This is a genomic window from Streptomyces sp. RKND-216, from assembly GCF_004795255.1.
Lineage (GTDB): Bacteria > Actinomycetota > Actinomycetes > Streptomycetales > Streptomycetaceae > Streptomyces > Streptomyces hazeniae.
In genome coordinates this window covers 4,118,620-4,144,721 of sequence record NZ_SSBQ01000002.1, presented here as the reverse complement: position 1 = coordinate 4,144,721, position 26,102 = coordinate 4,118,620, and the positions used below count along the sequence as shown (strand labels likewise).

General features: G+C 74.4%; 2 protein-coding genes (1 of these 2 running past the window's edge). Both read right to left on the bottom strand.

Annotation, left to right across the window (positions count from 1 at the left end; all coding sequences use genetic code 11):
• Window positions 1–1,878 carry the start of a type I polyketide synthase gene (locus E4198_RS18140; protein WP_247597729.1) on the bottom strand. 7,416 nt of this gene lie to the left of the window's left edge, so 1,878 of the gene's 9,294 nt are visible here — the first part of the coding sequence; its start codon is at window positions 1,876–1,878; the stop codon falls past the left edge of the window.
• Window positions 1,875–26,051 carry a type I polyketide synthase gene (locus E4198_RS18135; RefSeq protein ID WP_136184093.1) on the bottom strand — a complete coding sequence of 8,059 codons (24,177 nt, stop codon included), beginning with the start codon at window positions 26,049–26,051 and terminating at the stop codon, window positions 1,875–1,877. Before E4198_RS18135 ends, E4198_RS18140 begins: the two co-directional genes overlap by 4 nt.
• Between the last annotated feature and the right edge of the window lie 51 nt (window positions 26,052–26,102).

The window sequence follows — 26,102 nt, the reverse complement described above, 5'->3', positions numbered from 1 at the left end:
GCCGTCCTCGAACATCACCTCACGCAGACCCTCGAAATGCGCACACACCTCCCCCAGCGCCTCCGCGAACACCGGAAACACAGCCGCGAGTTCACGCCCCATCCCCGCCCGCTGACCACCCTGCCCCGAGAACACGAACGCCGTACGACCGCGCGCACGGCCGCCGCCGCGTGCCGCGGTCCCCCGGACGACGTGCGGGGACGGCTTGTCCCCTGCGAGCGCGTCGAGTTGAGAGAGTGCGGAGTCCGTGTCGGTCGCGAGCACGACGGCGCGCTGTTCGAACACGGCGCGGTGGGTGGCCAGGGTGCGGCCGACGGCCGCGGGCGCGGTGTCCGGCCGGGCGGCGAGGGAGGTGCGCAGACGTGCGGCGAGCCGGGGCAGGGCCTCGGGCTGCCTGGCGGTGAGCAGCCACGGAACGACCGGAGGTGGGACGGCGGCGCCGTCCTGCTCGGCCGGTTCCTCCGCCGGGGGCTCCTCGATGATCACGTGGGCGTTGGTGCCGCTGATGCCGAACGAGGACACGCCGGCCCGCCGCGGGCGCTCGTCGGTACGGGCCCACGGGCGGGACTCCGCGAGCAGTTCCACCGCGCCCGCCGACCAGTCGACGTGGGTGGAGGGCGTGCCGACGTACAGGGACTTCGGCAGCCGTTCGTGCTGGAGGGCGAGGATCATCTTCATCACGCCCGCGACGCCCGCCGCGGCCTGCGTGTGCCCGATGTTGGACTTCACCGACCCCAGCCACAGCGGCCGGTCCGCCTCCCGGTCCTGCCCGTACGTGGCGAGCAGCGCCTGCGCCTCGATCGGGTCACCCAGGGACGTACCGGTGCCGTGCGCCTCGACCGCGTCCACCTCGGACGCCTTCAGCCCGGCGCCGGCCAGAGCCTGCGTGATGACGCCCTGCTGGGAGGGGCCGTTGGGGACGGTGAGGCCGTTGGAGGCGCCGTCCTGGTTGATGGCGGAGCCCTTGACGACGGCGAGCACGCGGTGGCCGTGCTTGCGCGCGTCGGAGAGCTTGCCGAGGACGATCAGGCCGACGCCCTCGCTCCAGCCGGTGCCGTCGGCGTCGTCGGAGAACGCCTTGCACCGGCCGTCGGTGGCGAGGCCCTGCTGGCGGCTGAACTCCAGGAACATGCCGGGCGTCGACATGACGGTGACGCCGCCGACGAGGGCGAGGGAGCAGTCGCCTGAGCGCAGCGCCTGCACGGCCATGTGCAGGGCCACCAGCGACGACGAACAGGCGGTGTCGATGGTGGCGGCCGGGCCCTTCAGCCCGAGCGTGTAGGCGATGCGGCCGGAGGCGACGGCCATGGAGTTGCCGGTGAGCATGTAGCCCTCGACGCCCTCGGGGAGGGCGGTGAGGTGGGTGCCGTAGCCGGTGGAGGCGGCGCCGACGAAGACGCCGGTGTCGGTGTTCTTCAGGCCGTGCGGGTCGATGCCCGCGTGCTCGAACGCCTCCCAGGACGCCTGGAGCAGCATGCGTTGCTGCGGGTCCATGGCCATGGCCTCGCGGGGGCTCATCCCGAAGAAGCCGGCGTCGAAGGTGGTGGCGTCGTGGACGAAGCCGCCGACCCGGGTGTAGCTGGTGCCGGCCTGCGTGTGGTCGGCGTTGTAGAGCGCTTCCAGGTCCCAGCCGCGGTCGACGGGGAAGGCACCCATGCCGTCGCCGCCGTCGGCGAGGAGCTGCCACAGGTCTTCCGGCGTGCGCACGTCGCCGGGGAAGCGGCAGCTCATCCCGATGACGGCGATGGGCTCGTTGTTCGCGGCCTCCAGGTCGCGCAGCCGCCGGTGCGCCTGCCGGAGGTCGCCGGTGACCTTCTTGAGGTAGTCGAGCAGCTTCTGCTCGCCGTCGGAGTTGCCCACAACCTTGTCCTCGCTCAAGACGTACCGCCGAACTCGCCGTCGATCAGCTTGAAGAGTTCGTCGGCCGTCGCCGATTCCAGTTCGTCGTCCTCGTCACCGTGGTCCGCCGCCTCCGGGGCGGTGGTGGCCGGCGTGGCGTGCGCGGACCACTTGGCCGCCAGCGCGCCGAGGCGCTCCCCGACCGCCCCGTTCACGCCGCCGCCCGCGGCCAGGCGGTCGAGCAGCTTCTCCAGCCGGGCGATCTCGTCGAGCGCGGAGGCGTCCGTCGCGGTCGCCGCTGCACCCGCCCCTTCGCCCGCCGGGCCGGCCGTTCCCTCGCCGCCCCCGTCGCCCGGGTCGAGCACGGCGCACACGTACTCGGCGAGCGCCACGGGCGTCGGGTAGTCGAAGATCAGCGTGGCCGGGAGCCGGCTTCCGGTGAGGGAGTTCATCCGGTTGCGCAGCTCGATGGCGGTCAGGGAGTCGAATCCCGCGTCGTTGAAGGCCTGTTCGGGGTCGACCTCGTCGGCCGAGCCGTGTCCGAGGACGGCGGCGGCCTCGACGCAGACCAGGTCCACCAGGTGGTCGACCCGTTCGTCGGCGGGCAGTGCGCCCAGGGTGCGGCGCAGGTCCGCGGTGTCCGACTGCGCCGCCGCGGGAGCGGAGGCGGCGGCCGTGCGGCGGGTGGACGTACCGGCGAGGGCGCGCAGCAGCGGCGGCACGGGGCCGTCGCCGCCCGCGGCGGAGCCGGCGTCGAACCGCATGGGGAGCACCGCGGCCCGGTCGGCGCGGAGCGCGAAGTCGAGCAGCGCCATGCCCTGCTGTTCGCCGAGCGGCCGGAGGCCGGCCTGCGCCATGCGGGCGAAGTCGGTCTCGGTGAGGTGCCCGGTCATGCCGCGGTCGGCGACCCACGGTCCCCAGGCCAGCGCCACGGCGGGGGTGCCGCGGTGGCGTGCCCAGCGGGCGAACTCGTCGACGAAGGCATTGGCCGCGGCGTAGTTGCCCTGTCCGGCGCCGCCGAAGGTGCCGGCGGCTCCGGAGAAGAGCACGAAGGCGGCCAGGTCGGCGTCGCGGGTGAGGGTGTACAGGTTGAGCGCGGCGTCCATCTTGGGCCGCAGGGTGGTGTCCATACGGCCGGGGTCGAGGGCGGAGAGGACGCCGTCGTCGACGACTCCGGCGACGTGCACCACGGCGGTGAGCGGGTGGTCGGCGGGAACGCGGCCCAGGGTGGCACGCAGCGCGTCCCGGTCGGCGGCGTCGCACGCGTCGAGGGTGACGGTGGCGCCGAGCGCGGCGAGTTCGTCGCGGAACGCGGCCGCCCCGTCGGCCGCCTCTCCGCGCCTGCTGGTGAGCAGCAGGTGACGGACGCCGTGCTGCTGCACCAGGTGGCGGGCGACGTAGCGGCCGAGGCCGCCGGTGCCACCGGTGACCAGGACGGTCCCGTCCGGGTCGATCGGCTTCGGCATGGTGAGCACGACCTTGCCGATGTGCTTGGCCTGCTGCACGTACCGGTACGCCTCGGGGGCGCGGCGGACGTCCCAGGTCTTCGTCGGCAGCGGGGTGAGGGCCCCTTCGCCGATGAGGCGGAGCACCTCGGCCAGCATCTCCCCGATGCGTTCGGCACCGGCCTCGACGAGGTCGAAGGCGTGGTAGCCGACGCCAGGGTGGCTCTCCGCGACGGCCTCGGGCGTGCGGACGTCGGTCTTGCCCATCTCCAGGAAGCGGCCTCCGGTGGTGAGGAGGCGCAGCGACGCGTCGACGTACTCCCCGGCGAGGGAGTTGAGGACGACGTCCACACGGCCGCCCTCGGCCACGGCCCGGAACCGGTCCTCGAAGGCGAGGTCGCGGGAGGAGGCGATGTGGTCGTCGGCGAGGCCCTGGGCGCGCAGGGTGTCCTGCTTGGGTGCGCTCGCGGTGCCGAACACGTCGGCGCCGAGGTGGCGTGCGATCTGGGTGGCGGCCATGCCGACGCCGCCCGCGGCGGCGTGCACCAGCACCGACTCGCCGGGCCGCAGCTTGGCGAGCTCGACCAGGCCGTAGTAGGCGGTGAGGAACACGATCGGTGCGGACGCGGCCTGTTCGAATGACCAGTCGTCCGGCATCCGCGCGATCATGCGATGGTCGGCGACGGACACCGGGCCGAACGCCTTGCCGAACATGCCCAGGACGCGGTCGCCCGGCCGGAAGCCGGTGACGCCGGAGCCGGTCTCGGTGATGACGCCCGCTCCCTCGACGCCCATCGGGCCGGGGTCGCCGGGGTACATGTCGAGGGCGTTGAGCACGTCGCGGAAGTTGAGGCCGGCGGCCCGTACGGACACCCGTACCTGCTCGGGTGCGAGCGGCTCGCGCAGCGCGTCGTCGGGGGCGAGGGTGAGGTGGGCCAGCGAGCCGCGGCCGGTGGTGTCCAGACGCCAGGTGCCGGTGTCGGCGGGCGGGAGCAGCGCTCCGTCGTCCGAGGCGCCGGTCAGCCGCGTCAGGCGGGCGGCGCGGACCGTGCCGCCGCGGACCGCGACCTGGGTCTCGTCGGAGGCCAGGACACCCGGCAGCAGGGCGGAGGCCCGGGTGGCGTCGTCGAGGTCGACGAGCCGGAACCGGCCGGGCTCCTCGGTCTGCGCGGACCGTACGAGGCCCCACACGGTGGCGGCGGCCGGGTCGGCGAGCCCTTCGGCTTCGTCGGGGGCGACGGCGCCGCGGGTGACGAACACCAGCTCGCTTCGCCCGTACCGGCTGTCGGCGAGCCACTGCTGGAGCACTGCCAGCACGTCGTGGGACAGCCGCCGTGCCGCGTCGGCCATGGCGTCCGGGTCCGGGTCGTCCCCGGTGACGCCGACGCAGGGCACCAGCACCACGGCGGGGGCGTCGGACGTGGCGAGGTCGGCGAGGTCCGCGACGGGACGGGCGCCGAGGGCGTCGGTCAGGCCGAGGCTGTCGGCGCCGAGCACGGCCCAGGCCGCGGTGTCGGTCGCGTCGTCCCCGCCGACCTGGGCCGGGGACCAGTCGAGCTGGAACATCGCGTCGGGGTAGGCGTTTCCGGCCGGGCGCAGCTGCGCGGCGGAGACCTGCCGCATGGCCAGCGACTCCACAGCGGCGACCGGGCGGCCGGTGCCGTCGGCGATGTCCATGCTCAGCGCGTCCGGGCCGGACTGGGCCAGCCGTACGCGCAGCGCGGACGCGCCGGAGGCGTACAGCGAGACGCCGGACCAGGAGAACGGCAGCCTGCTCTCGCCGCTGCCGTCGAGGGCGATGAACGTCAGCGCCTGCACGGCCGCGTCGAGCAGCGGCGGGTGGATGCCGTAGCGGGCAGTCTCCGCGTCGAACTCGGCGGGCAGCGAGATCTCGGCGTACACGTCGTCGCCGGCCCGCCAGGCCTGGCGGAGCCCCCGGAAGGACGGGCCGTAGGTGAAGCCGCCCTGGAGGTACATGTCGTAGAAGCCGGAGACGTCGAGGGGTTCGGCGCCGGGCGGCGGCCAGGCGGCGAGACCGTCCGGCTCCTCCGCCGCGGGGGCGTCGCCGAGGGTGCCGGTGGCGTGCAGCGTCCACGGGGTGCCGGGCGTGGCGCCTTCGGCCCGGGAGTGGATCTGCACGGTGCGCAGTCCGGAGGGGTCGGGGGCGCCGACGGCGAGCTGGAGCTGCACAGCGCCGTCCTGCGGCATCATCAGCGGTGCGGCGAGGGTGAGTTCCTCGACCTGATCGCAGCCGACCTCGGCCGCCGCCCGCAGCGCCAGCTCCAGGAAACCGGTGCCGGGGAAGAGGACCGTGCCCAGGACGTCGTGGTCGGCGATCCAGGCGTGGTCGCGCAGGCTGAGCCGGCTGGTGAAGAGGGTTCCGCCGTCGCCGGCGAGGGTGACCGCGGCGCCCAGCAGCGGGTGCCCGGCGTCGCTGAGCCCGGCGGCGGTGACGTCGCCGCGCGGGGCCACGGCCGGTTCCGGCCAGAACGACCGGTGCTGGAAAGCGTACGTGGGCAGGCCGGTGACGCGGGCCGGGGTGGGGGCGAAGAACGCCGCCCAGTCGACCGTGCCTCCGTGCGCCCACAGCCGGGCGAGGGCGGTGACGGTGGTCTCCGGTTCGAAGCGGTCGCGGCGCAGGAGGGCGACGGCGAGCGCGTCGTCGCTGGTCTCCTCCACGGCGCCGACGAGGGAGGCGTCCGGGCCGAGTTCGACGAACCGGGTGACGCCCTCGGCGGCGAGACGTGCCGTGGCGTCCGCGAAGCGGACGGTGCCGCGCAGCTGGTCCACCCAGTAGTCGGCGGTGAACTCCCGTACGGGTTCGCCGGTGAGGGTCGAGACGACAGGGATGCGGGGGCGTTCCATGGTGATGCCGGCGGCGGCCTTGCGGAAGTCGTCCAGCATCGGGTCCATCAGGACGGAGTGGAAGGCGTGGCTGACCTCCAGCCACCGCGACTGCCGCCCTTCCTCCAGGACGGAGGCGACCTGCTCGACGGCTTCCCGGGCGCCGGAGACGACGACCTGGCCGGGGGCGTTCAAGGCGGCGAGCGACGCGCCGTCCACCAGGTGCGGTTCGACCTCCTCAGGGGTGGCGCGCACCGCCCACATGGCGCCGCCCTCGGGCAGCGCCTGCATCAGCGTGGCGCGGGCGGTGACCAGCGCGCAGGCGTCCTGGAGGGTGAGGACGCCGGCGACGTGTGCCGCGGCCAGCTCGCCGACGGAGTGGCCGGCGAGGTAGTCCGGGCGCAGGCCCCAGGACTCGGCGAGGCGGAACAGCGCCACCTCGACCGCGAACAGCGCGGGCTGCGCCCAGCCCGTCTGCCGCAGCAGGCCGTCCGGGTCCTCGAACATCACCTCGCGCAGCGGACGGTCGAGGACGGCGTCGAAGTGGGCGCAGACCTCGTGCAGCGCGTCGTCGAAGACGGGGAACGCCTGGCTGAGTTCGCGGCCCATTCCGGCGCGCTGGCCGCCCTGGCCGGAGAACACGAACGCGGTCAGACCCTCGCCGGCGACGGCGTCACGGACCAGGCCGGTGGCGTTCTCGCCGGTGGTCAGCGCCTCCAGTCCGGCGCGGAGTGCGGCGGTGTCGCCGCCGACGACCACCGCGCGGTGGTCGAGCGCCGCGCGCGTGGTGGCCAGGGAGAAGGCCACGTCGAGGGGGTCGGCGCCGGAACCGTCGGCGGCCGGGCCGGCGAGCAGCCTGCCCGCCTGTTCGGCGAGTCCGACGGCGGTCTTGGCCGAAACCGGCCACGGCAGGACGGGGAGCGGCGTGCCGGTGCGGTCCGCGGCCTCCTCGGTGCTCTCTGCCGGGGCCTCCTCGATGATGACGTGGGCGTTGGTGCCGCTGATCCCGAACGAGGAGACACCGGCGCGTCGCGGCCTGTCGGTGCGCTCCCACGGGCGGGACTCCGCGAGGAGTTCCACGGCGCCCGCCGACCAGTCGATGTGGCTGGACGGTGCGGAGATGTGCAGGGACTTCGGCAGCACTTCGTGCCGCATGGCGAGCACCATCTTCATGACGCCCGCGACACCCGCCGCGGCCTGCGTGTGACCGAGGTTGGACTTCACCGAGCCGAGCCACAGCGGCGTGCCGGCGTCCCGGCCCTGCCCGTAGGTGGCGAGGAGGGCCTGCGCCTCGATCGGGTCGCCGAGCGAGGTGCCGGTGCCGTGCGCCTCGACGGCGTCGACGTCGGCGGGCGTGAGCCCGGCAGTCGCGAGGGCCTGCCGGATGACCCGCTGCTGGGAGGGGCCGTTGGGCGCGGTCAGTCCGTTGGACGCGCCGTCCTGGTTGGTGGCGGAGCCGGTGACGAGGGCGAGCACGGTGTGGCCGTTGCGGCGGGCGTCGGAGAGGCGTTCCAGCACCAGCACGCCCACGCCCTCGGCCCATCCGGTGCCGTCGGCGTCGTCGGAGAACGCCTTGCAGCGGCCGTCGACGGCGAGGCCGTGCTGGCGGCTGAACTGCACGAACGGCGACGGGGTGGAGATGAGCGTGACGCCGCTGGCCAGCGCGAGCGAGCACTCGTCGGCGCGGAGCGCCTGCGCCGCCAGGTGCAGGGCGACCAGGGAGGAGGAGCAGGCCGTGTCGACGGTGACCGCCGGGCCCTCCAGCCCGAGGCTGTAGGCGATGCGTCCGGACAGCACGCTGGCGGCGTTGCCGGTCATGAAGTAGCCGTCCGCGCCCTGCGGCTGGGCCAGGAGCAGGCCGCCGTAGTCGGAGCCGTTGCTGCCGGCGAACATGCCGGTGCGGCTGCCTGCCAGGGACAGCGGGTCGATGCCGGAGCGCTCGGCTGCCTCCCACACGGCCTCCAGCAGCAGGCGCTGCTGCGGGTCCATGGACAGCGCCTCGCGCGGGTTGACGCCGAACAGGGTGGAGTCGAAGTCGGCGATGCCGTCGACGAATCCTCCGTGCCGGGTGTAGGTGGTGCCGGCCTTGTCCTTGTCGTCGCTGTAGACGCCCTCGACGTCCCAGCCACGTTCGGCGGGGAAGTCGGAGATGGCGTCGACACCTTCGGACAGCAGCCGCCAGAACGCCTCCGGCGAGCCGACGCCGCCGGGGAGGCGGCAGCTCATGCCGACGATGGCGATCGGGTCGTCGCCGGTCCCGGCCGCTTCGGCGACGGGCGCGGCCGTGGTGGTCGCGGGGAGCTGTTCGGCGGAGGAGCCGACCAGTTCCGTGCGCAGGTGACGCATCAGCGCCTGCGGCGTCGGGAAGTCGAAGATCAGCGTCGCCGGGAGGCGGAGGCCGGTGACCATGCCGAGCCTGTTGCGCAGGTCGACCGCGGTCAGCGAGTCGAAGCCGATGGCGGAGAACACGGCACTGGACTCGACGTCGGACGGGGAGGCGAAGCCGAGCACTCCCACCACGTGCTTGCGCACCAGGTCCAGGAGTTCGCGGTCCCGCTCCGCCTCGGAGAGTCCGGCCAGGTGGGAGGCGAGCCCGTCGGGTGTGCCGGGCGTCCCGTCGTCGGCGACGGCGTCCAGAGCCTTGCGCGCTTCGGGGATCTGGTCGAGCAGCACGCTGCGGCGGGTCGCGGTGAACGCGGGCGCGTACTTCTCCCAGTCGATGCCGGCGACGGTCAGCGTCGGGTCGCCGTCGGCGACGGTCTGCTGCAGCACCGTCATCGCGGAGTCGGGCGCGAGGGAGTACACGCCGCCCTTGCGCTGCCGTGCCTCGACAGCTGCGCTGTCGGCCATGCCCGCGTCGGCCCACGGGCCCCAGGCGAGGGAGGTCGCGGCACGGCCGCGGGCGCGGCGGTGTTCAGCGACCGCGTCCAGTACGGCGTTGGCCGCGGCGTAGTTGGCCTGTCCGGGACCGCCCCAGATGCCAGCGGTGGAGGCGAACAGAACGAACGCGTCCAAGTCCAGGTCCGCGGTCAGCTCGTCCAGGATCAGCGCGGCCCCGGCCTTGGGTGCCATGACGCCGGCGATGCGGTCGGGAGTGAGCGCGTCGAGGATGCCGTCGTCCAGCACACCGGCCGCGTGGACCACGGCGGTGAGCGGCCGGTCGGCCGGGATCGCGGCCAGGACGGCAGCGACCTGCGCGCGGTCGGCGGTGTCGCAGGCCGCGACGGTGACGGCGGCGCCGCCCTCCTCCAGTTCACGGCGCAGGTCGTCTGCGCCGGGTGCGGCGGGCCCGCGACGGCTGGTCAGCACCACGTGGGCGGCGCCGTTGCCGACGGCCCAGCGTGCGACCCGGGCGCCCAGGGCACCCGTACCGCCCGTGATGAGGACGGTGCCGGACGGCGTCCACTGCGCGTCCGCGCCTGCCGGGCGCGGTGCGCGCACCAGGCGGCGGCCGAAGAGACCGGACGCGCGCAGCGCGACCTGGTCCTCGTCGCCTGCGGCGACGGCGTCGACGAGCCGTCGGGCGGCACGTGCGTCGGGCGTGCCGGACACGTCGACCAGGCCGCCCCAGCGGTCCGGGTGCTCCAGCGCGGCGACGCGTCCGAGGCCCCAGACGGCGGCCTGAGCGGGCGCGGTGACGGCGTCCCAGCGGGCGACGGAGACGGCGCCGCTGGTCAGCGTCCACACGGGCGCGGTCAGCCCGGCGTCGCCGAGCGCCTGGAGCAGCACGGAGGTCAGGCCGGTGCCGAGGGGCAGGCCCGGGTGTCCGGCCGCGTCGCGGCCGTCCAGGGCCAGTAGCGAGACGACGCCCGCGAGTTCGCCGTACTCCCCCAGGACCTGAGCCAGCGCGGCCCGGTCGAGGTGGCGGTCGTCCAGGTGGAGGCGGTGCGGGGTCCCGCCACGCGCGGCGAGTTCACCGGCCACGGCCTCGGCCCATGCGTCGGGGGTGTCGCCGTCGTCGTCGGTGGTGACGACGAGCCAGGCACCCGTGGCGAGAGCAGTGCCCTCGGGGGAGAGCGGCGTCCAGGAGACGCGGTAGCGCCAGCCGTCGGTGGTGTTCTGCTCCTGCTGCTGCCGGTGCCAGCCCGCGAGGGCCGGCATCAGCGGATCGAGGACGGAGGTGTCGGTGTCGAGCGCCGTCGCGAGCGCTGCGGCGTCGCCGCGCTGGACGGCGGCCCAGAACTCGGCGTCCACGACGCTACCGCCGCCCTCGGAGCCGGAGACGTCCTCCCTCGTGGCGAACGTCGGCCAGTACGACTGGCGCTGGAAGGCGTAGGTGGGCAGGTCAACGGTCGGCGGCGGAGTGTCGCCGAAGGCAACCGACCAGTCCACATGCGCCCCACGCACCCAGATCGCGGCGAGCCCGGCGAGGAACCGGTCCAGACCACCGTCCTCACGACGCAACGACCCCGTCACCACAACGGGTTCACCACCCATGGCGTCCACCGTCGCCTCGACCGCCGAGGTCATCACCGGATGCGACGACATCTCCGCGAACACACCAAAACCCTCCGAGGCCAACTTCGCCACACCCTCGGAGAACCGAACCCGCTGCCGCAGATTCGTGAACCAGTACCCCGCATCCATGCTGAGCGGATCCACCACCTCCGCCGACACCGTCGACATCAACGGCACACTGCCCGCCTGCGGCGTCACACCGGCCAAGGCAGTCGCCAGGGTCTCGCGCAGCTCCTCCATCGCCACCGAATGCGACGCATAGTCCACCGCCACCCGGCGGAACCGCACCTCTTCACGCTCACAGACCGCACCCAGCTCATCCAGAGCCGCAGCCTCGCCCGAAACCACCACCTGCGAAGGCCCGTTGACCGCAGCCACCGAGACACGGCCCTCGAACCGAGCAATCAACTCCTCCGCCCGCTCCACCGACACAGCAACGGACGCCATGCCACCCGAGCCCGCGACCTCCGCGATCGCCCTGCTCCGCAGACACACCACCCGCGCCGCATCCTCCAGCGACAAAATCCCCGCCACACACGCAGCAGCGATCTCACCCTGCGAATGCCCGATCACCGCCTGCGGCTCCACACCAAAAGACCGCCACAACGCCGCAACAGACACCATCACCGCAAACGACGCAGGCTGCACCACATCCACCCGCTCCAGCGACGGCGCCCCCTCCTCACCCCGCAACACAGCCGCCAGCGACCAGTCCACATACCCCGACATCGCCGCCTCACACGCAGCAACCGACCCAGCGAACACCGGCGAAGCATCCAGCAGAGCGGCACCCATACCGACCCACTGCGCACCCTGACCCGGAAACACAAACGCCGTCCGCCCCACAGGCCCCGACACACCCGCCACCACATTGTCCGCAGGCTCACCCCCCGCCAGAGCCGCAAGCCCCGCCCCGAAATCACCCGTCACCACCGCACGGTGCTCGAACCGGGACCGTGCGGTGGCCAGGGACCAGCCCACCGCGGCACGGTCGAGGTCACCACCCGCCAACGGCACCAACGCCGCCGCCTGACCCTTGAGTGCGGCGTCGCTGCGGGCGGAGACCAGCCACGGCACGGCGGCCGGTGCTTCGCCCGGCTCCGTGTCGGCGGCCGGTGCGACGGGGTCGTCCGCCGGTGCCTGCTCAAGGATCACGTGCGCGTTGGTGCCGCTCATGCCGAACGCGGAGACGCCTGCCCGGCGCGGACGGCCGGTCTCGGGCCATTCCCGCGCCTCGGCCAGCAGTTCCACGTCGCCGTCGGACCAGTCGACGTGCGAGGTGGGCTCGCCGACGTGCAGCGATTTGGGCATGACGCCGTGCCGCATCGCCGACACCATCTTGATGACGCCCGCGACACCCGCCGCGGCCTGGCCGTGCCCGATGTTGGACTTGATGGAGCCGAGCCACAGCGGCCGCCCCTCGGGCCGGTCCTGGCCGTAGGTGGCGAGGACGGCCTGCGCCTCGATCGGGTCGCCGAGCGAGGTGCCGGTGCCGTGTGCCTCCACGACGTCGATGTCGGACGGCTGGAGGCCGGCGTTGGCGAGGGCGTGGCGGATGACACGCTGCTGGGAGGGGCCGTTCGGCGCGGTCAGGCCGTTGGACGCGCCGTCCTGGTTGACCGCGCCGCCCTTGACGACGGCGAGCACGCGGTGGCCGTTCTTTCGGGCGTCGGAGAGGCGTTCCAGCAGCAGCATGCCCGCGCCCTCGGCCCAGCTGGCGCCGTCGGCGTCCTCGGAGAACGGCTTGCAGCGACCGTCCTTGGCGAGGGCCCGCTGGCGGCTGAACTCGACGAGCGAGATGGGCGTCGACATGACGGTGACGCCGCCCGCGAGCGCCATGGAGCAGTCGCCCTCGCGCAGCGCCTGGCACGCGGAGTGCAGGGCGACCAGCGACGAGGAGCAGGCGGTGTCGATGGTCAGGGCGGGGCCTTCGAGGCCGAAGGAGTACGCGACCCGGCCGGAGAGCACGCTCGGCGAGTTGCCGGTGCCGAGGAAGCCGCTGAAGTCGTCGATCGCCGCGTTGAGCAGGCCGCCGTAGTCCTGGTAGGTGACACCGGCGAAGACGCCGGTCCTGCTTCCGCGCAGCCCGTTCGCGTCGAGCCCGGCGTGTTCCATGGCTTCCCAGGACGTCTCCAGCAGCAGTCGCTGCTGCGGGTCCATGGCGACGGCCTCACGCGGGCTGATGCCGAAGAAGGTGGCGTCGAAGCGGCTGGCGTCGTGCAGGAATCCGCCCTCGTGCACGTAGCAGGTGCCGGGGTTGTCGGGGTCCGGGTCGTAGAGGGCGTCGAGGTCCCAGCCGCGGTCGGTGGGGAAGCCGGACACGGCGTCGGTGCCGGTGGCCACCAGGTCCCACAGCTCCTGGGCGTTCTGCACGCCGCCCGGGTAGCGGCAGCTCATGCCGATGATGGCGATGGGGTCGTCGGCGAGGACCGCCGAGCGGCCCTGCGGCGCGGCGTCGGCGGAGTCCGGGCCACCGCCCAGCACCTGCTCGAGCAGGTGGTCGACGAGGGTGCGGGGCGTGGGGTAGTCGAAGACGAGGGTGGCCGGCAGCTTGAGCCCGGTCTCCTCGGACAGCGCCTCCCGCAGTTCGACGGCGGTGAGCGAGGTGAACCCGAGGTCGCGGAACGGCAGATGTTCGCCGAGGGTCTGCCCGGTCGGCTGTTCGAGGACGATCGCGGCGCGGCGGCCGACGATCTCCATCAGCGCGGCCCGCTGCTCGTCGGCCGGCAGCGCCTCCAGGCGGGTGCGGAGCGCATTGCCGCCGCCGGACACCGCGGCGGCCGCCTTGCGGCGGGACGGGGTGCGGGACGGGCGGGGGGCGTCGTTCTCCTGCGGGGCCTTCAGGCCAGCGGTGAGCTGTGCGGCGGTGAAGGGCCGCAGCGTCAGGGCGTCGGCGGTGAGGACCACTTCGCCAGAGGTGTCGGCGACGGTCACGGCGTAGCCGTCGGCGCCGGACGGGGTGACCGCGACGCGCAGCAGCGACGCTCCGGTGGCGTGCAGCGTCACGTCGTTCCAGCAGAACGGCAGCATGGCGCGGCCGGCCGCGCGGGAGTCGTAGGACAGGGTCTGCAGCGCGGCGTCGAGGACGGCAGGGTGCAGGCCGAACCGGTCGACCTCGCCGCGGTGTTCGTCGGCCAGGGCGACCTCGGCGAAGAGGGCGTCGTCGCGCCGCCACACGGCGGTGAGGCCCTGGAAGATCCCGCCGTAGCCGAAGCCGTTCTCCGCGCGCAGCGCGTAGTGGCCGGTGATGTCCACGGGCTCGGCGCCACGCGGCGGCCAGGCCGCGAGCGTGTCGTGCGTACGGCCGCCAGCGCCGGCGAGCGTGCCGCGGGCGTGCCGGGACCAGGCCGGGGCACCTTCGGGACGGGAGGAGATGGTGAACGCGCGTGCGCCGTGGTCGTCGGCCGGGTCGACGACCACCTGGAGCCGGACGGCGCCGTCCGCGGGGAGGACGAGGGGGGCTTCGAGGAGGAGTTCCTCGATGCGCGCGCAGCCGAGCTGGTCGCCCGCGGCGACGGCCAGTTCGACGTAGCCGGTACCGGGGAACACGGCCTCGTCGGCGACGCGGTGACCGGCGAGCCAGGGCTGGGCGCTGGTGGAGAGGCGGCCGGTGAGGACATGGCCGCCGCCGTCGGAGAGTTCCACCGCCGCGCCGAGCAGCGGGTGCTGGACGGGGTCGGCGCCGATGGCGCCGACGTGCAGCGGGCCGCTGCCGCCCTCCAGCCAGTAGCGGCGCCGCTGGAAGGGGTAGGTGGGCAGGCCCACGGTGCGGGCGCGGGCGGGGGCGTGGAACGCCTTCCAGTCGACGGTGCCGCCGTGCGTCCAGAGGCGGGCGAGGGCGGTGACGGTCGTCTGCGGCTCGGACCGGTCGCGGCGCAGCAGCGATCCGGCCTGCACGTCGTCGCCGCAGGTCTCGGTGACGGCGGCGACCAGGCTCGCGTCGGGTCCGACCTCCAGGAACCGGGTCGTGCCGAGCGCGGCGAGCCGTGCGGCGGCGTCGGCGAAGCGAACGGTGCCGCGCACCTGGTCGACCCAGTAGTCGGCGGTGAACTCCTCGACCGCCTCGCCGGTGAGGGTGGAGACGAGGGGGATCGTGGGGTGGTCGTAGGTGAGGCGGGCGGCGACCTGCCGGAAGTCCTCCAGCATCGGGTCCATCAGGACCGAGTGGAAGGCGTGGCTGACCTCCAGCCACCGTCCGTCACGGTCGGCGAGCGCCGCGGCGACCTGTTCGACGTTCTCGCGGGCGCCGGAGACGACGACCTGGCCGGGGGCGTTCACGGCGGCGATGGACACGCCTTCGACGAGGTGCGGCTGCACGTCTGCCGGGGTGGCCCGGACGGCCCACATCGCGCCGCCGTCGGGCAGCGCCTGCATCAGCGACGCGCGGGCCTCGACCAGCGTGCAGGCGTCCGGCAGCGACAGGACGCCTGCGACGTGCGCGGCGGCGAGTTCGCCGACGGAGTGGCCGACGAGGTGGTCCGGCCGTACGCCCCAGGACTCCAGCAGGCGGAAGAGGGCGACCTCGACGGCGAACAGCGCGGGCTGTGCCCAGCCGGTCTGCTTCAGCACACCGTCCGGGTCGGTGAACATCACCTCGCGCAGCCCGTCGAACTCCGTGCAGACCTCATCCAGCGCGGTGGCGAACGCCGGGAAGGCCGCGGCCAGTTCACGGCCCATGCCAGCGCGCTGACCGCCCTGGCCGGAGAACACGAAGGCGGTCAGGCCGCCGTCCACGACGCCCTGGACCAGGCCGGCGGCGCCCTCTCCGGCGGCCAGCGCCGTCAGGCCCGCGCGGAGTTCGGCCTCGTCCGCGCCGAGCACGGCCGCGCGCTGTTCGAGGGCGGTGCGGGTGGTGGCCAGGGACAGGGCCACGTCGCCCGCGCACAGGGCGTCCGTGCCGTCGAGCAGCCGTCCGGCCTGGTCGGCGAGCGCCTCCGGAGCGCGGGCGGACAGCACCCACGGCAGGACGGGGAGGGGTGTCGCGGTGCCCGCCGTGTCGTCCTCGGCCGCCTCCTCGGGGGCCTCTTCGAGGATGACGTGCGCGTTGGTGCCGCTGACCCCGAAGGCGGAGACGCCCGCACGCCGGACGGTGCCCGTACGCGGCCAGGCGCGGGCTTCCGCGAGGAGTTCGACGGCTCCGGCCGACCAGTCCACGTGCGTCGAGGGCTCGCCGACGTGCAGGGACTTCGGCAGCGTCTCGTGCTGGAGGGCCAGGACCATCTTCATCAGGCCGGCGACGCCCGCCGCGGCCTGGGTGTGCCCGAGGTTGGACTTGACCGACCCGAGCCACAGCGGACGCGCGGCGTCCCGGTCGCGGCCGTAGGTGGCCAGCAGGGCCTGGGCCTCGATCGGGTCGCCGAGCGAGGTGCCGGTGCCGTGCGCCTCGACGGCGTCCACGTCGTGGGGCGCGAGCCCGGCCTCGGCGAGGGCCTGCCGGATGACGCGCTGCTGCGACGGCCCGTTCGGCGCGGTCAGGCCGTTGGACGCGCCGTCCTGGTTGACGGCGGAACCGCGGATGACGGCGAGCACCGGGTGGCCGTTGCGCCGGGCGTCGGAGAGGCGTTCGACGAGCAGCAGGCCCGCGCCCTCGCCCCAGCCGGTGCCGTCGGCGTCGTCGGAGAACGGTTTGCAGCGGCCGTCCTTGGCGAGGCCGCCCTGCTGGGCGAAGTCGATGAAGGCGTCCGGGCTGGCGATGACGGTGACGCCGCCGGCGAGGGCGAGCGAGCACTCGCCCGACCGCAGCGCGTTCGCGGCCAGGTGCAGCGCGACCAGGGAGGAGGAGCAGGCCGTGTCGACGGTGACGGCCGGGCCTTCCAGCCCCAGCGCGTATGCCACACGCCCGGACAGGACGCTGCCCGAGTTGCCGGTGATGAGGTGGCCGCCGACGCCCTCGGGCACCTCGTGCACGTTGCTGAGGTAGCCGGAGGTTCCGGCGCCGACGAACACGCCGACCCGGTCGCCCTTCAGCGACATGGGGGCGATCCCGCCGCGCTCCAGGGCCTCCCAGGCGGTCTCCAGCAGCAGCCGCTGCTGCGGGTCCATCGCCAGCGCCTCGCGCGGCGAGATGCCGAAGAAACCGGCGTCGAACTCGGCGGCGCCGTCGACGAATCCGCCCGCACGGGCGAAGCGGGTGCCGAGCCCGCCCGTCTCCGCGGGGTCGAGGCCGTCCAGCTCCCAGCCACGGTCGGCGGGGAAGGCGGTGATGGCGTCGGAGCCGTCGGCGAGGAGACGCCACAGCGCCTCCGGGTCCGTGGCGCCGCCGGGGAAACGGCAGCTCATGGCGACCACGGCGACGGGCTCGTCCAGCGGTTCACGGGTGTGTGCGGGCAGCGCGTCCCGCCGGTCCGTGCCCATCAGTTCGTCGACGAGGAAGTCGGTGAGCACAGCGGCGGTCGGCTGGTCGAAGACCAGCGTCGCCGCGAGGGACAGGCCGGTCGCCGCCTGCAGCCGGTCGCGGAACTCGACGGCCGTGAGCGAGTCGAACCCCAGGTCGCGGAAGGCACGTTCCGGTGCGATGGCCGCGAGGTCGGTGTGGCCCAGGGCCGCCGCCGCCTCGGTGCGGACGAGTTCCAGCAGGTGACGGCGCCGGTCCTGCGCGTTCAGCGGGCGCAGCCGCTCCCGCAGGGCGGCGTCGCCGCCCTCGCGGCTCCGCCCCGCGGGCTGTTCCGGGGCAGGGGCGAACGCGTCGAAGAGCACGCTGGGGCGGCGGACGGTGAAGGTCGGGAGGAAGCGGTCCCAGTCGATGTCCGCGACAGCGACGCAGGGTTCGTCGCCGAGGAGGGCGCGGTGCAGCGCCGCCATGGCCAGGTCGGGGTCGAGGGCGGGCAGGCCCCGCTTGCGCAGGTGATCCTCGGCGCCCTCCTGCGCGGCCATGCCGCCGCCGCGCCACGGCCCCCAGGCGACGGACGTCGCCGTACGGCCGAGGGAACGGCGGTGCGCGGCGAGGGCGTCCAGGTACGCGTTGGCGGCGGCGTACCCGCTCTGCGTGCCGCTCCCCCAGGTGCTCGCGATGGAGGAGTAGAGGACGAAGGCGTCCAGTTCGCGGTCGGCGAGCAGGGCGTCGAGGTGGGCGGCGCCGGCGGTCTTGGCGAGGGTCACCGACGCCAGGTCGTCGAGGCCCGAGTCGAGCAGCGGCACGGCCTGGGCGAGCCCCGCCGTGTGGAAGACGGAGCGGACCGCCGGGCCCTGGGACTCGATGTGTTCCAGGGCGGCTTCGACGGCGTCCCGGTCGGCGATGTCGCAGGCGGCGAAGGTGACGGTGGCGCCCTGCGCCTCCAGTTCGGCGGCGAGTTCGGCCGCGTGCGGCGCGTCGGCGCCACGGCGGCTGAGCAGGGCCACGTGCCGGGCGCCCCGGGTGACGGCCCAGCGGGCGACCCGGGCGCCCAGGGCGCCGGTGCCGCCGGTGACCAGCACGGTGCCGGACGGCGTCCACGACGCGTCGACGTCCGCGCGGGCGGTCGTCCGCGCGGGGACGAGGCGGCGCCCGAGTACGGCGCCGCCGCGCAGCGCGAGCTGGTCCTCGTCTCCGGCCCCGCCGGTGAGCACGTCGGCGAGCGAGGCGGTGAGGCGCCGCTCCGGCCGCTGCGGGAGGTCCACCAGACCGCCCCAGCGGTCCGGCAGTTCGAGCGCCGCCACCCGTCCCAGGCCCCACACGGCGGCGCGGACGGGGTGGGTGAGCGCGTCGTCGGGGCGGGTGGAGACCGCACCGGATGTCACGGCCCAGACCTGTGCGTCGAGGCCGGAGTCCGCGACGGACTGGAGGAGGACGGTGGTGGCCGCCAGACCGGATGGGACGCCGGGCCGGGCGGGGTGGTCGCTCTCGTCCTGCGCCAGGAACGACACGATGCGGCCGCAGGCGGACTGCCTCAACCGTTCGGTGAGCGCCGCCCGGTCGAGGTCGGCGGTGGCGAGCCGCAGGCGGGTCACGTCCGCGCCGCGTCCGGTCAGCTCTTCGGTCAGGGCGTCCGCCCAGGGCTCCGGGGCGTCCGCCGACTCGACGACCAGCCAGTTCCCGGTCGCCGGGGCGCCCGTGACCGGGCCGGCGGGCGTCCAGGAGACGCGGTGGCTGAGGCTGTCGACGGCGGCGAGGCCGTCCTGCCGCTCCTGCCACCCCTCCAGTGCGGACAGCACGGCGGACAGCGGGGCGTCCGCCTCGACACCGAGGGTGGTACGGAAGGTCTCCAGGTCGCCGCCCGCGACCACGTCCCAGAACGCCGCGTCGGAGGTCCGGTCGGCACCGGCCGCTTCCGCGGAGAGGCGGTCGGCGTGCGGCCAGTAGCGCTGCCGCTGGAAGGCGTAGGTGGGCAGGTCGACGACCCGGGCGCCGGTGGGGGCGAGGAACGCCGCCCAGTCGACGGTGCCGCCGTGCGCCCAGAGGCGGGCGAGGCTCGTGACGGCGGTCAGCGGCTCCGGTCGGTCGCGGCGCAGCAGCGGGACGGCGAGCACGCCGTCCGCGCAGGTCTCCTCGACGGCACCGACCAGGCTCGCGTCCGGGCCGAGTTCGACGAAGCGGGCGACGCCGAGTTCCGCGAGGCGTGCGACCGCGTCGGCGAAGCGGACGGTGCCGCGCACCTGGTCGACCCAGTAGTCGGCGGTGAACTCCTCGACCGGCTCGCCGGTGAGGGTGGAGACGAGGGGAAGTTCCGGACGGTCGTACCGGATACCTGCGGCGACCTGCCGGAAGTCTTCCAGCATCGGGTCCATCAGGACGGAGTGGAAGGCGTGGCTGACCTCCAGCCACCGCGACTGCCGCCCCTCCCCCAGCACGGCCGCGACCTGACCGACGGCCTCGCGGGCGCCGGAGACCACGACCTGGCCGGGCGCGTTGACCGCGGCGATCGACACGCCCTCCACCAGGTGCGGTTCGACCTCCTCAGGCGTGGCGCGCACCGCCCACATGGCGCCGCCCTCCGGCAGCGCCTGCATCAGCGACGCACGGGCGGCGACCAGCGTGCACGCGTCCGTCAGCGACAACACCCCGGCCGCGTGCGCGGCTGCCAGCTCGCCAACGGAGTGCCCGGCGAGGTAGTCGGGCTTCACCCCCCACGACTCCAGCAGGCGGAACAGCGCCACCTCGACCGCGAACAGCGCGGGCTGCGCCCAGCCCGTCTGCCGCAGCACACCGTCGCCGTCGTCGAACATCACTTCACGCAGCGGACGGTCCAGCAGCCCGTCGAAGCCCGCGCACACCTCGTCCAGGGCGGAGGCGAACACCGGGAAGGCCGCGGCCAGTTCACGGCCCATGCCGGCACGCTGACCACCCTGGCCGGAGAACACGAAACCGGTCGGGCCGTCACCGGTCTGCCCGGACACCACGGAGGGCGACCGCTCATCGGCGGCCAAGGCGCCCAGGCCGTCCAGCAGTTCATCGGTATCCGCGCCGAGCACCACCGCGCGGTGCTCCAGGCCCGAGCGCGTCGTCGCCAGGGACAGCGCGACGTCGCAGGCGGTGAGGTCCGCGACGGAGGACCGCAGCCGGGCCGCCTGGGCGGCCAGGCCCGGGGCAGTCTTCGACGACAGCAGCCAGGGTAGGGCCGGCAGCACGTCCGGTGACGCGTCGCCGTCGGCCCCGGCGGAGGGCCGGACCGCCTCGGGAGCCTCTTCGAGGATCACGTGGGCGTTGGTGCCGCTGACACCGAACGCCGAGACGCCCGCGCGCCGTGCGGTGTCCGTGCGCGGCCATTCCCGCGCCTCCGTGAGCAGTTCGACGGCTCCCTCGGTCCAGTCCACGTGCGACGACGGGTCGCCCACGTGCAGAGTCCGGGGCAGGGCGCGGTGCTGGAGGGCGAGGATCATCTTCATCACGCCCGCGACGCCCGCCGCGGCCTGCGTGTGGCCGATGTTGGACTTGATCGACCCCAGCCACAGCGGACGGTCCGCGTCCCGGTCCTGCCCGTACGTGGCGAGCAGGGCGTGGGCCTCGATCGGGTCGCCCAGCGAGGTGCCGGTGCCGTGCGCCTCGACGGCGTCCACCTCGGACGGCGTCAGCCCGGCATGGGCCAGCGCCTGGCGGATGACCCGCTGCTGCGACGGCCCGTTCGGCGCGGTCAGGCCGTTGGACGCGCCGTCCTGGTTCATGGCGGTGCCCTTGACGACGGCCAGCACGCGGTGGCCGTTCCGGCGCGCGTCGGAGAGGCGTTCCAGCACCAGCACACCGGCGCCCTCGCCCCAGCCGGTGCCGTCGGCGTCGTCGGAGAACGCCTTGCACCGGCCGTCACCGGACAGCCCGCCCTGCTGCGAGAACTCGATGAAGGCACCGGGAGTGGACATGACGGTGACGCCGCCCGCGAGGGCGAGCGCGCACTCACCGGACTGGAGGGACTGCGCCGCCAGGTGCAGGGCCACCAGCGACGACGAGCACGCGGTGTCGATCGTGACGGCGGGGCCTTCGAGTCCGAGCGCGTACGACACCCGGCCGGAGAGCACGCTGCCCGCGCTGCCGGTGCTGCCGTAGCCGTCGGCGGTCTCGCCCGACAGGGTGAGCATGGCCGGGTAGTCCTGGCCGTTGGTACCGGCGAACACGCCGACCTGCTGCCCGCGCAGCGAGAGCGGTCCGACGCCGGTGCGCTCCAGCGCCTCCCAGGCGACCTCGAGCAGCATGCGCTGCTGCGGGTCCATGGCCAGGGCCTCGCGGGGGGAGATGCCGAACAGTGCAGCATCGAAGTCGGCGGCGCCGTCGAGGAAGCCGCCCACGGGGGCGAAGTCGCCGAGCAGGCGGTCCTTCAGGGCTTCCCAGCCACGGTCGGCGGGGAAGGGGCCCATCGCGTCGACGCCGTCGGCCAGCAGGGCCCACAGGCTCTCCGGCGTGTCCACGCCACCGGGAAAGCGGCAGCCCATGCCGACGACGACCACCGGGTCGTCGGAGGTGGCGGCGGGGGCGGCGTCCGGCAGGCCGGACGGGGCCGTGTCGTCGTCGCCGAAAAGGCGGCCCAGCACGAAGTCGGTCAGCGCCGCGGCCGAGGGGTAGTCGAAGACGACGGTCGCGGGCAGCTTCAGGCCGGTCACGGCCGTGAGGCCGTTGCGGAGTTCGACCGCCATCAGGGAGTCCACGCCGAGGTCGCGGAACGCCGTGGACAGGCCGACGGCGGAGCCCTCGGCAAAGCCGAGGACGGCGGCGACCTGGCCGCGCACCAGCTCGGTCACCGTCGACCGGCGGGCGGCGGCGGACGCGCCCGCGAGGCGTTCACGCAGACCGCCCTCGGCCGGGGTGGCGGCGGCCGGCAGTGTGCCGGCGGGGGCGATGTGCTCCCACAGGGAGGAGCGGCGCAGTGCGGTCATGGCCGGGACGAACGTCGTCCAGTCGACGTCCGCGATCGTCACGCAGCCGGAGACGCAGTCCAGCAGCCCGACGGCGATCTCGGGGTCGAGCGGGGTCAGACCGCCACGCTCGGCGCGCGCCTGCACCACATCGTCGGCGGCCATGCCGCCCTCGGCCCACGGACCCCACGCCACCGACGCCGCCGGAAGACCCCGGGCCCGGCGGTGGTCGGCCAGCGCGTCCAGCGCCGCGTTCGCGGCCGCGTACGAGCCCTGCCCGGCGCCGCCCCACACACCGGCCGCGGACGAGAACAGCACGAACGCGTCCAGCTCGCGGCCTTCGGTGACCCGGTGCAGGTTCCAGGCCGCGCCCGCCTTCCCCGCCCACACGCCCGCGAGCCGGTCGGCGGTCAGACCGTCCACCACACCGTCGTCCAGCACGCCCGCGCAGTGCACGACCGCCGACACCTCGAACCGGCCGAAGAGGGCGTCGAGTTCGGCGGCGGAACCCGCGTCGCAGGCGACGACGTCCACGCCGCCCAGCGGCGTCAGCTCATCGCGCAGCTCAGCCGCACCGGGGGCGTCCATGCCCCGGCGGGAGACCAGCACCACGCCCTCGGCACCACGCTCCAGCACCCACCGGGCGACCCGCGCCCCCAGCGCACCCGTACCACCTGTGACCAGCACCGTCCCCGACGGCGACCACACCCGCTCGGCGTCGCGCGCAGGCGTCAGCCGTCGGCCCAGCACCGCGGCGCCGCGCACCGCGAGCTGGTCCTCGCCGGGAGCGGCACCCGCCAGCACCTCGGCCAGCCGGCCGACCGCCGTCGTGTCCGGCGCCTCGGGAACGTCCACCAGACCGCCCCAGCGGTCGGGCTCCTCCAGCGCCACCACACGACCCAGACCCCAGACACCGGCCTGAACGGGGTGCGGGACAGCGTCACCGGGTCCGGCCGCGACCGCGCCGGACGTCACCGTCCACAGCGAGGCGTCCAGGTCCGCGTCCGCGAGGGCCTGCACCAGCACGGCCGTGTCCGCGAGACCGGCGGGGAGACCGGGCCGTTCCGGGTGGTCCGCGTCGTCGAGGGCCAGGAAGGACACCACACGCGTGCAGCCCGCGAACTCACCGAGCCGTCCGGCCAGCGACGCGCGGTCCACGTCGGAGGCCGCGAGCTGCAGGCGGTTCACCGCGGCCCCGCGCGTGGCCAGTTCCCCGGCGAGGGCGTCCGCCCACTGCCCGTCCGTGCCCGCTGCCTCGACCAGCAGCCAGCGGCCGGACACGACGGCGCCGGGCGTCAGGCCGACGGGCGACCACGACACCTGGTGGCGCAGCCGTCCCAGCGAGGCGTTCTCCTCGCGGCGCCGGCGCCACGCCGAGAGCGCGGGCAGCGCGTCGGCGAACGAGGTCTCGGCGTCGCCCAGGCCCAGCTCGGCGGCGAGTGACTGCGCGTCGCCGCGCTCGATGGCGTCCCAGAGCCCGGCGTCCGTACCGGCTTCCGTACCGGTGTCCGCGGGCATCCCGATCTTCCGCGAGGGCCAGAAGCGTTCGTGCTGGAAGGGGTACGTGGGCAGGTCGACGGTCTCGGCGCCGGACGGTGCGAAGAACGCGTCCCAGTCCACGCGGAGGCCGTGTGCCCAGAGGCGGGAGACGGCCGCGACGAGTGCCCGCGGCTCCGGCCGGTCACGGCGCAGCAGCGAAAGGGCAAGCGGGTCGTCCTCGCAGGTCTCCTCGACGGCGCCGACGAGACTCGCGTCCGGCCCGATCTCGACGAAACGCGAGACGCCCAGGGACTTCACCCGTGCCGTGGCGTCGGCGAAGCGGACGGTGCCGCGCAGCTGGTCCACCCAGTAGTCGGCGGTGAACTCCTCCATGAGGCGCGCGGTGTGGGTGGAGACGAGCGGTGTCTTCGCCGGGTGGAAGGTGACGCCTGCGGCGGCGCGGCGGAAGTCCTCCAGCATCGGATCCATCAGGACGGAGTGGAAGGCATGGCTGACCTCCAGCCACCGCGACTGCCGCCCCTCCCCCAGCACGGCCGCGACCGGCTCCACGGCCTCCCGTGCACCGGAGACCACGACCTGACCCGGGGCGTTGACCGCGGCGACCGACACGCCCTCCACCAGGTGCGGTTCGACCTCCTCCGGGGTCGCGCGCACCGCCCACATGGCGCCGCCCTCCGGCAGCGCCTGCATCAACGACGCCCGCGCCTTCACCAGCACACACGCATCCGCCAGCGACAACACCCCCGCGACGTGGGCGGCCGCCAGCTCACCCACCGAATGACCCACCAGATAGTCCGGCTTCACACCCCACGACTCCACCAGACGGAACAGCGCCACCTCCACCGCGAACAACGCAGGCTGCGCCCACCCCGTCTGCCGCAGCACACCCTCGCCGTCCTCGAACATCACCTCACGCAGACCCTCGAAATGCGCACACACCTCCCCCAGCGCCTCCGCGAACACCGGAAACACAGCCGCGAGTTCACGCCCCATCCCCGCCCGCTGACCACCCTGCCCCGAGAACACGAACGCCGTACGACCGGCTTCCGCCGCGTCGCGGACGACGTCCGGTGACGGCGCACCGGTCGCCAGCGCCTCCAGTCCGGCGCGGAGTGCGGCCGGGTCCGCGCCGAGCACCACGGCGCGGTGGTCCAGCCCGGAACGGGTGGTGCCGAGCGACAGGCCGACGTCGGTCACGGACAGGCCGTCGGTGACGACGCGGAGCCGGGCGGCCTGCTCGCGCAGGGCCGCCTCGGTCTTCCCGGACAGCGTCCACGGCACCACGGGCAGCACCGTCGGCGGGGCTGACGGGGTCTCCGGCTCGGCGGTGTCGTCGTCCGCCGGTGCCGGGGCCTGCTCCAGGATCACGTGCGCGTTCGTGCCGCTCACGCCGAACGCGGAGACTCCGGCCCGCAGCGGGCGGTCCCCCTCGGCGGCCCACGGCTGCTGCTCGTCGAGCAGGCGTACCTCGCCGGCCGCCCAGTTGACGTGCGTGGACGGCTCGCCGACGTGCAGGGTCCGGGGCAGCAGCCCGTTCCGCATCGCGAGGACCATCTTGATGACGCCGGCGACGCCCGCCGCGGCCTGCGTGTGCCCGATGTTGGACTTCACCGACCCCAGCCACAGCGGCCGGTCCTCGGCTCGGCCCTTGCCGTACGTCGCGAGGATCGCCTGCGCCTCGATGGGGTCACCCAGCGAGGTGCCCGTGCCGTGCGCCTCGACGGCGTCCACGTCGGACGCGGTGAGGCCGGCTCCGGCGAGGGCCTGGCGGATGACGCGCTGCTGCGACGGCCCGTTCGGCGCGGTCAGGCCGTTGGACGCGCCGTCCTGGTTGACAGCCGAACCGCGGACCACGGCCAGCACACGGTGCCCGTTCTTCCGGGCGTCGGAGAGACGTTCCAGCACCAGCACACCGGCGCCCTCGCCCCAACCGGTGCCGTCGGCGTCGTCGGAGAACGCCTTGCACCGGCCGTCACCGGCGAGGCCGCCCTGCCGGGCGAACTCCACGAACGCGCCCGGCGTCGACATGACCGTCACGCCGCCCGCCAGTGCCAGTGAGCACTCGCCGGACCGCAGCGCGTGCGCCGCCTGGTGCAGCGCGACCAGCGACGACGAGCAGGCCGTGTCGACGGTGACCGCGGGCCCTTCCAGGCCCAGCGCGTAGGAGACGCGGCCGGACAGCACGCTGCCGGAGCTGCCGGTCATGACGTAGCCGTCGACGCCCTCCTCGCCAGTGACGACGACGTCGTAGCCGGAGGGGGCGCCGCCGACCCAGACGCCGACGCGCTCGCCCTTGAGGGACAGCGGGGCGATGCCGCCGCGCTCGAGGGCTTCCCAGGCCACCTCGAGCAGCATGCGCTGCTGCGGGTCCATCGCCAGGGCCTCGCGCGGCGCGATGCCGAACAGCCCGGCGTCGAACTCGGTGGCGTCGTCGACGAAGCCGCCGACGGTGTCGGCGTCGACACCGGGCACAACGCCGTCGACGTCCCAGCCACGGTCCAGCGGCACGCCCCCCATGGCGTCGACGCCGTCGGCGACGAGGCGCCACAGATCCTCCGCGGAACGGACGCCGCCCGGGTAGCGGCAGCTCATCGAGACGATCGCGATGGGCTCCCGGGCGGCTTCCTCCACCTCACGCAGCCGTTGACGGGTCTTGTGGAGGTCGGCCGTCGTCCACTTGAGGTAATCGCGAAGCTTGTCCTCGTTCACTTACGGACCGTCTCCTGTCGGCGTCGCCGCGGAAGTCGGTGCGAGGACGCT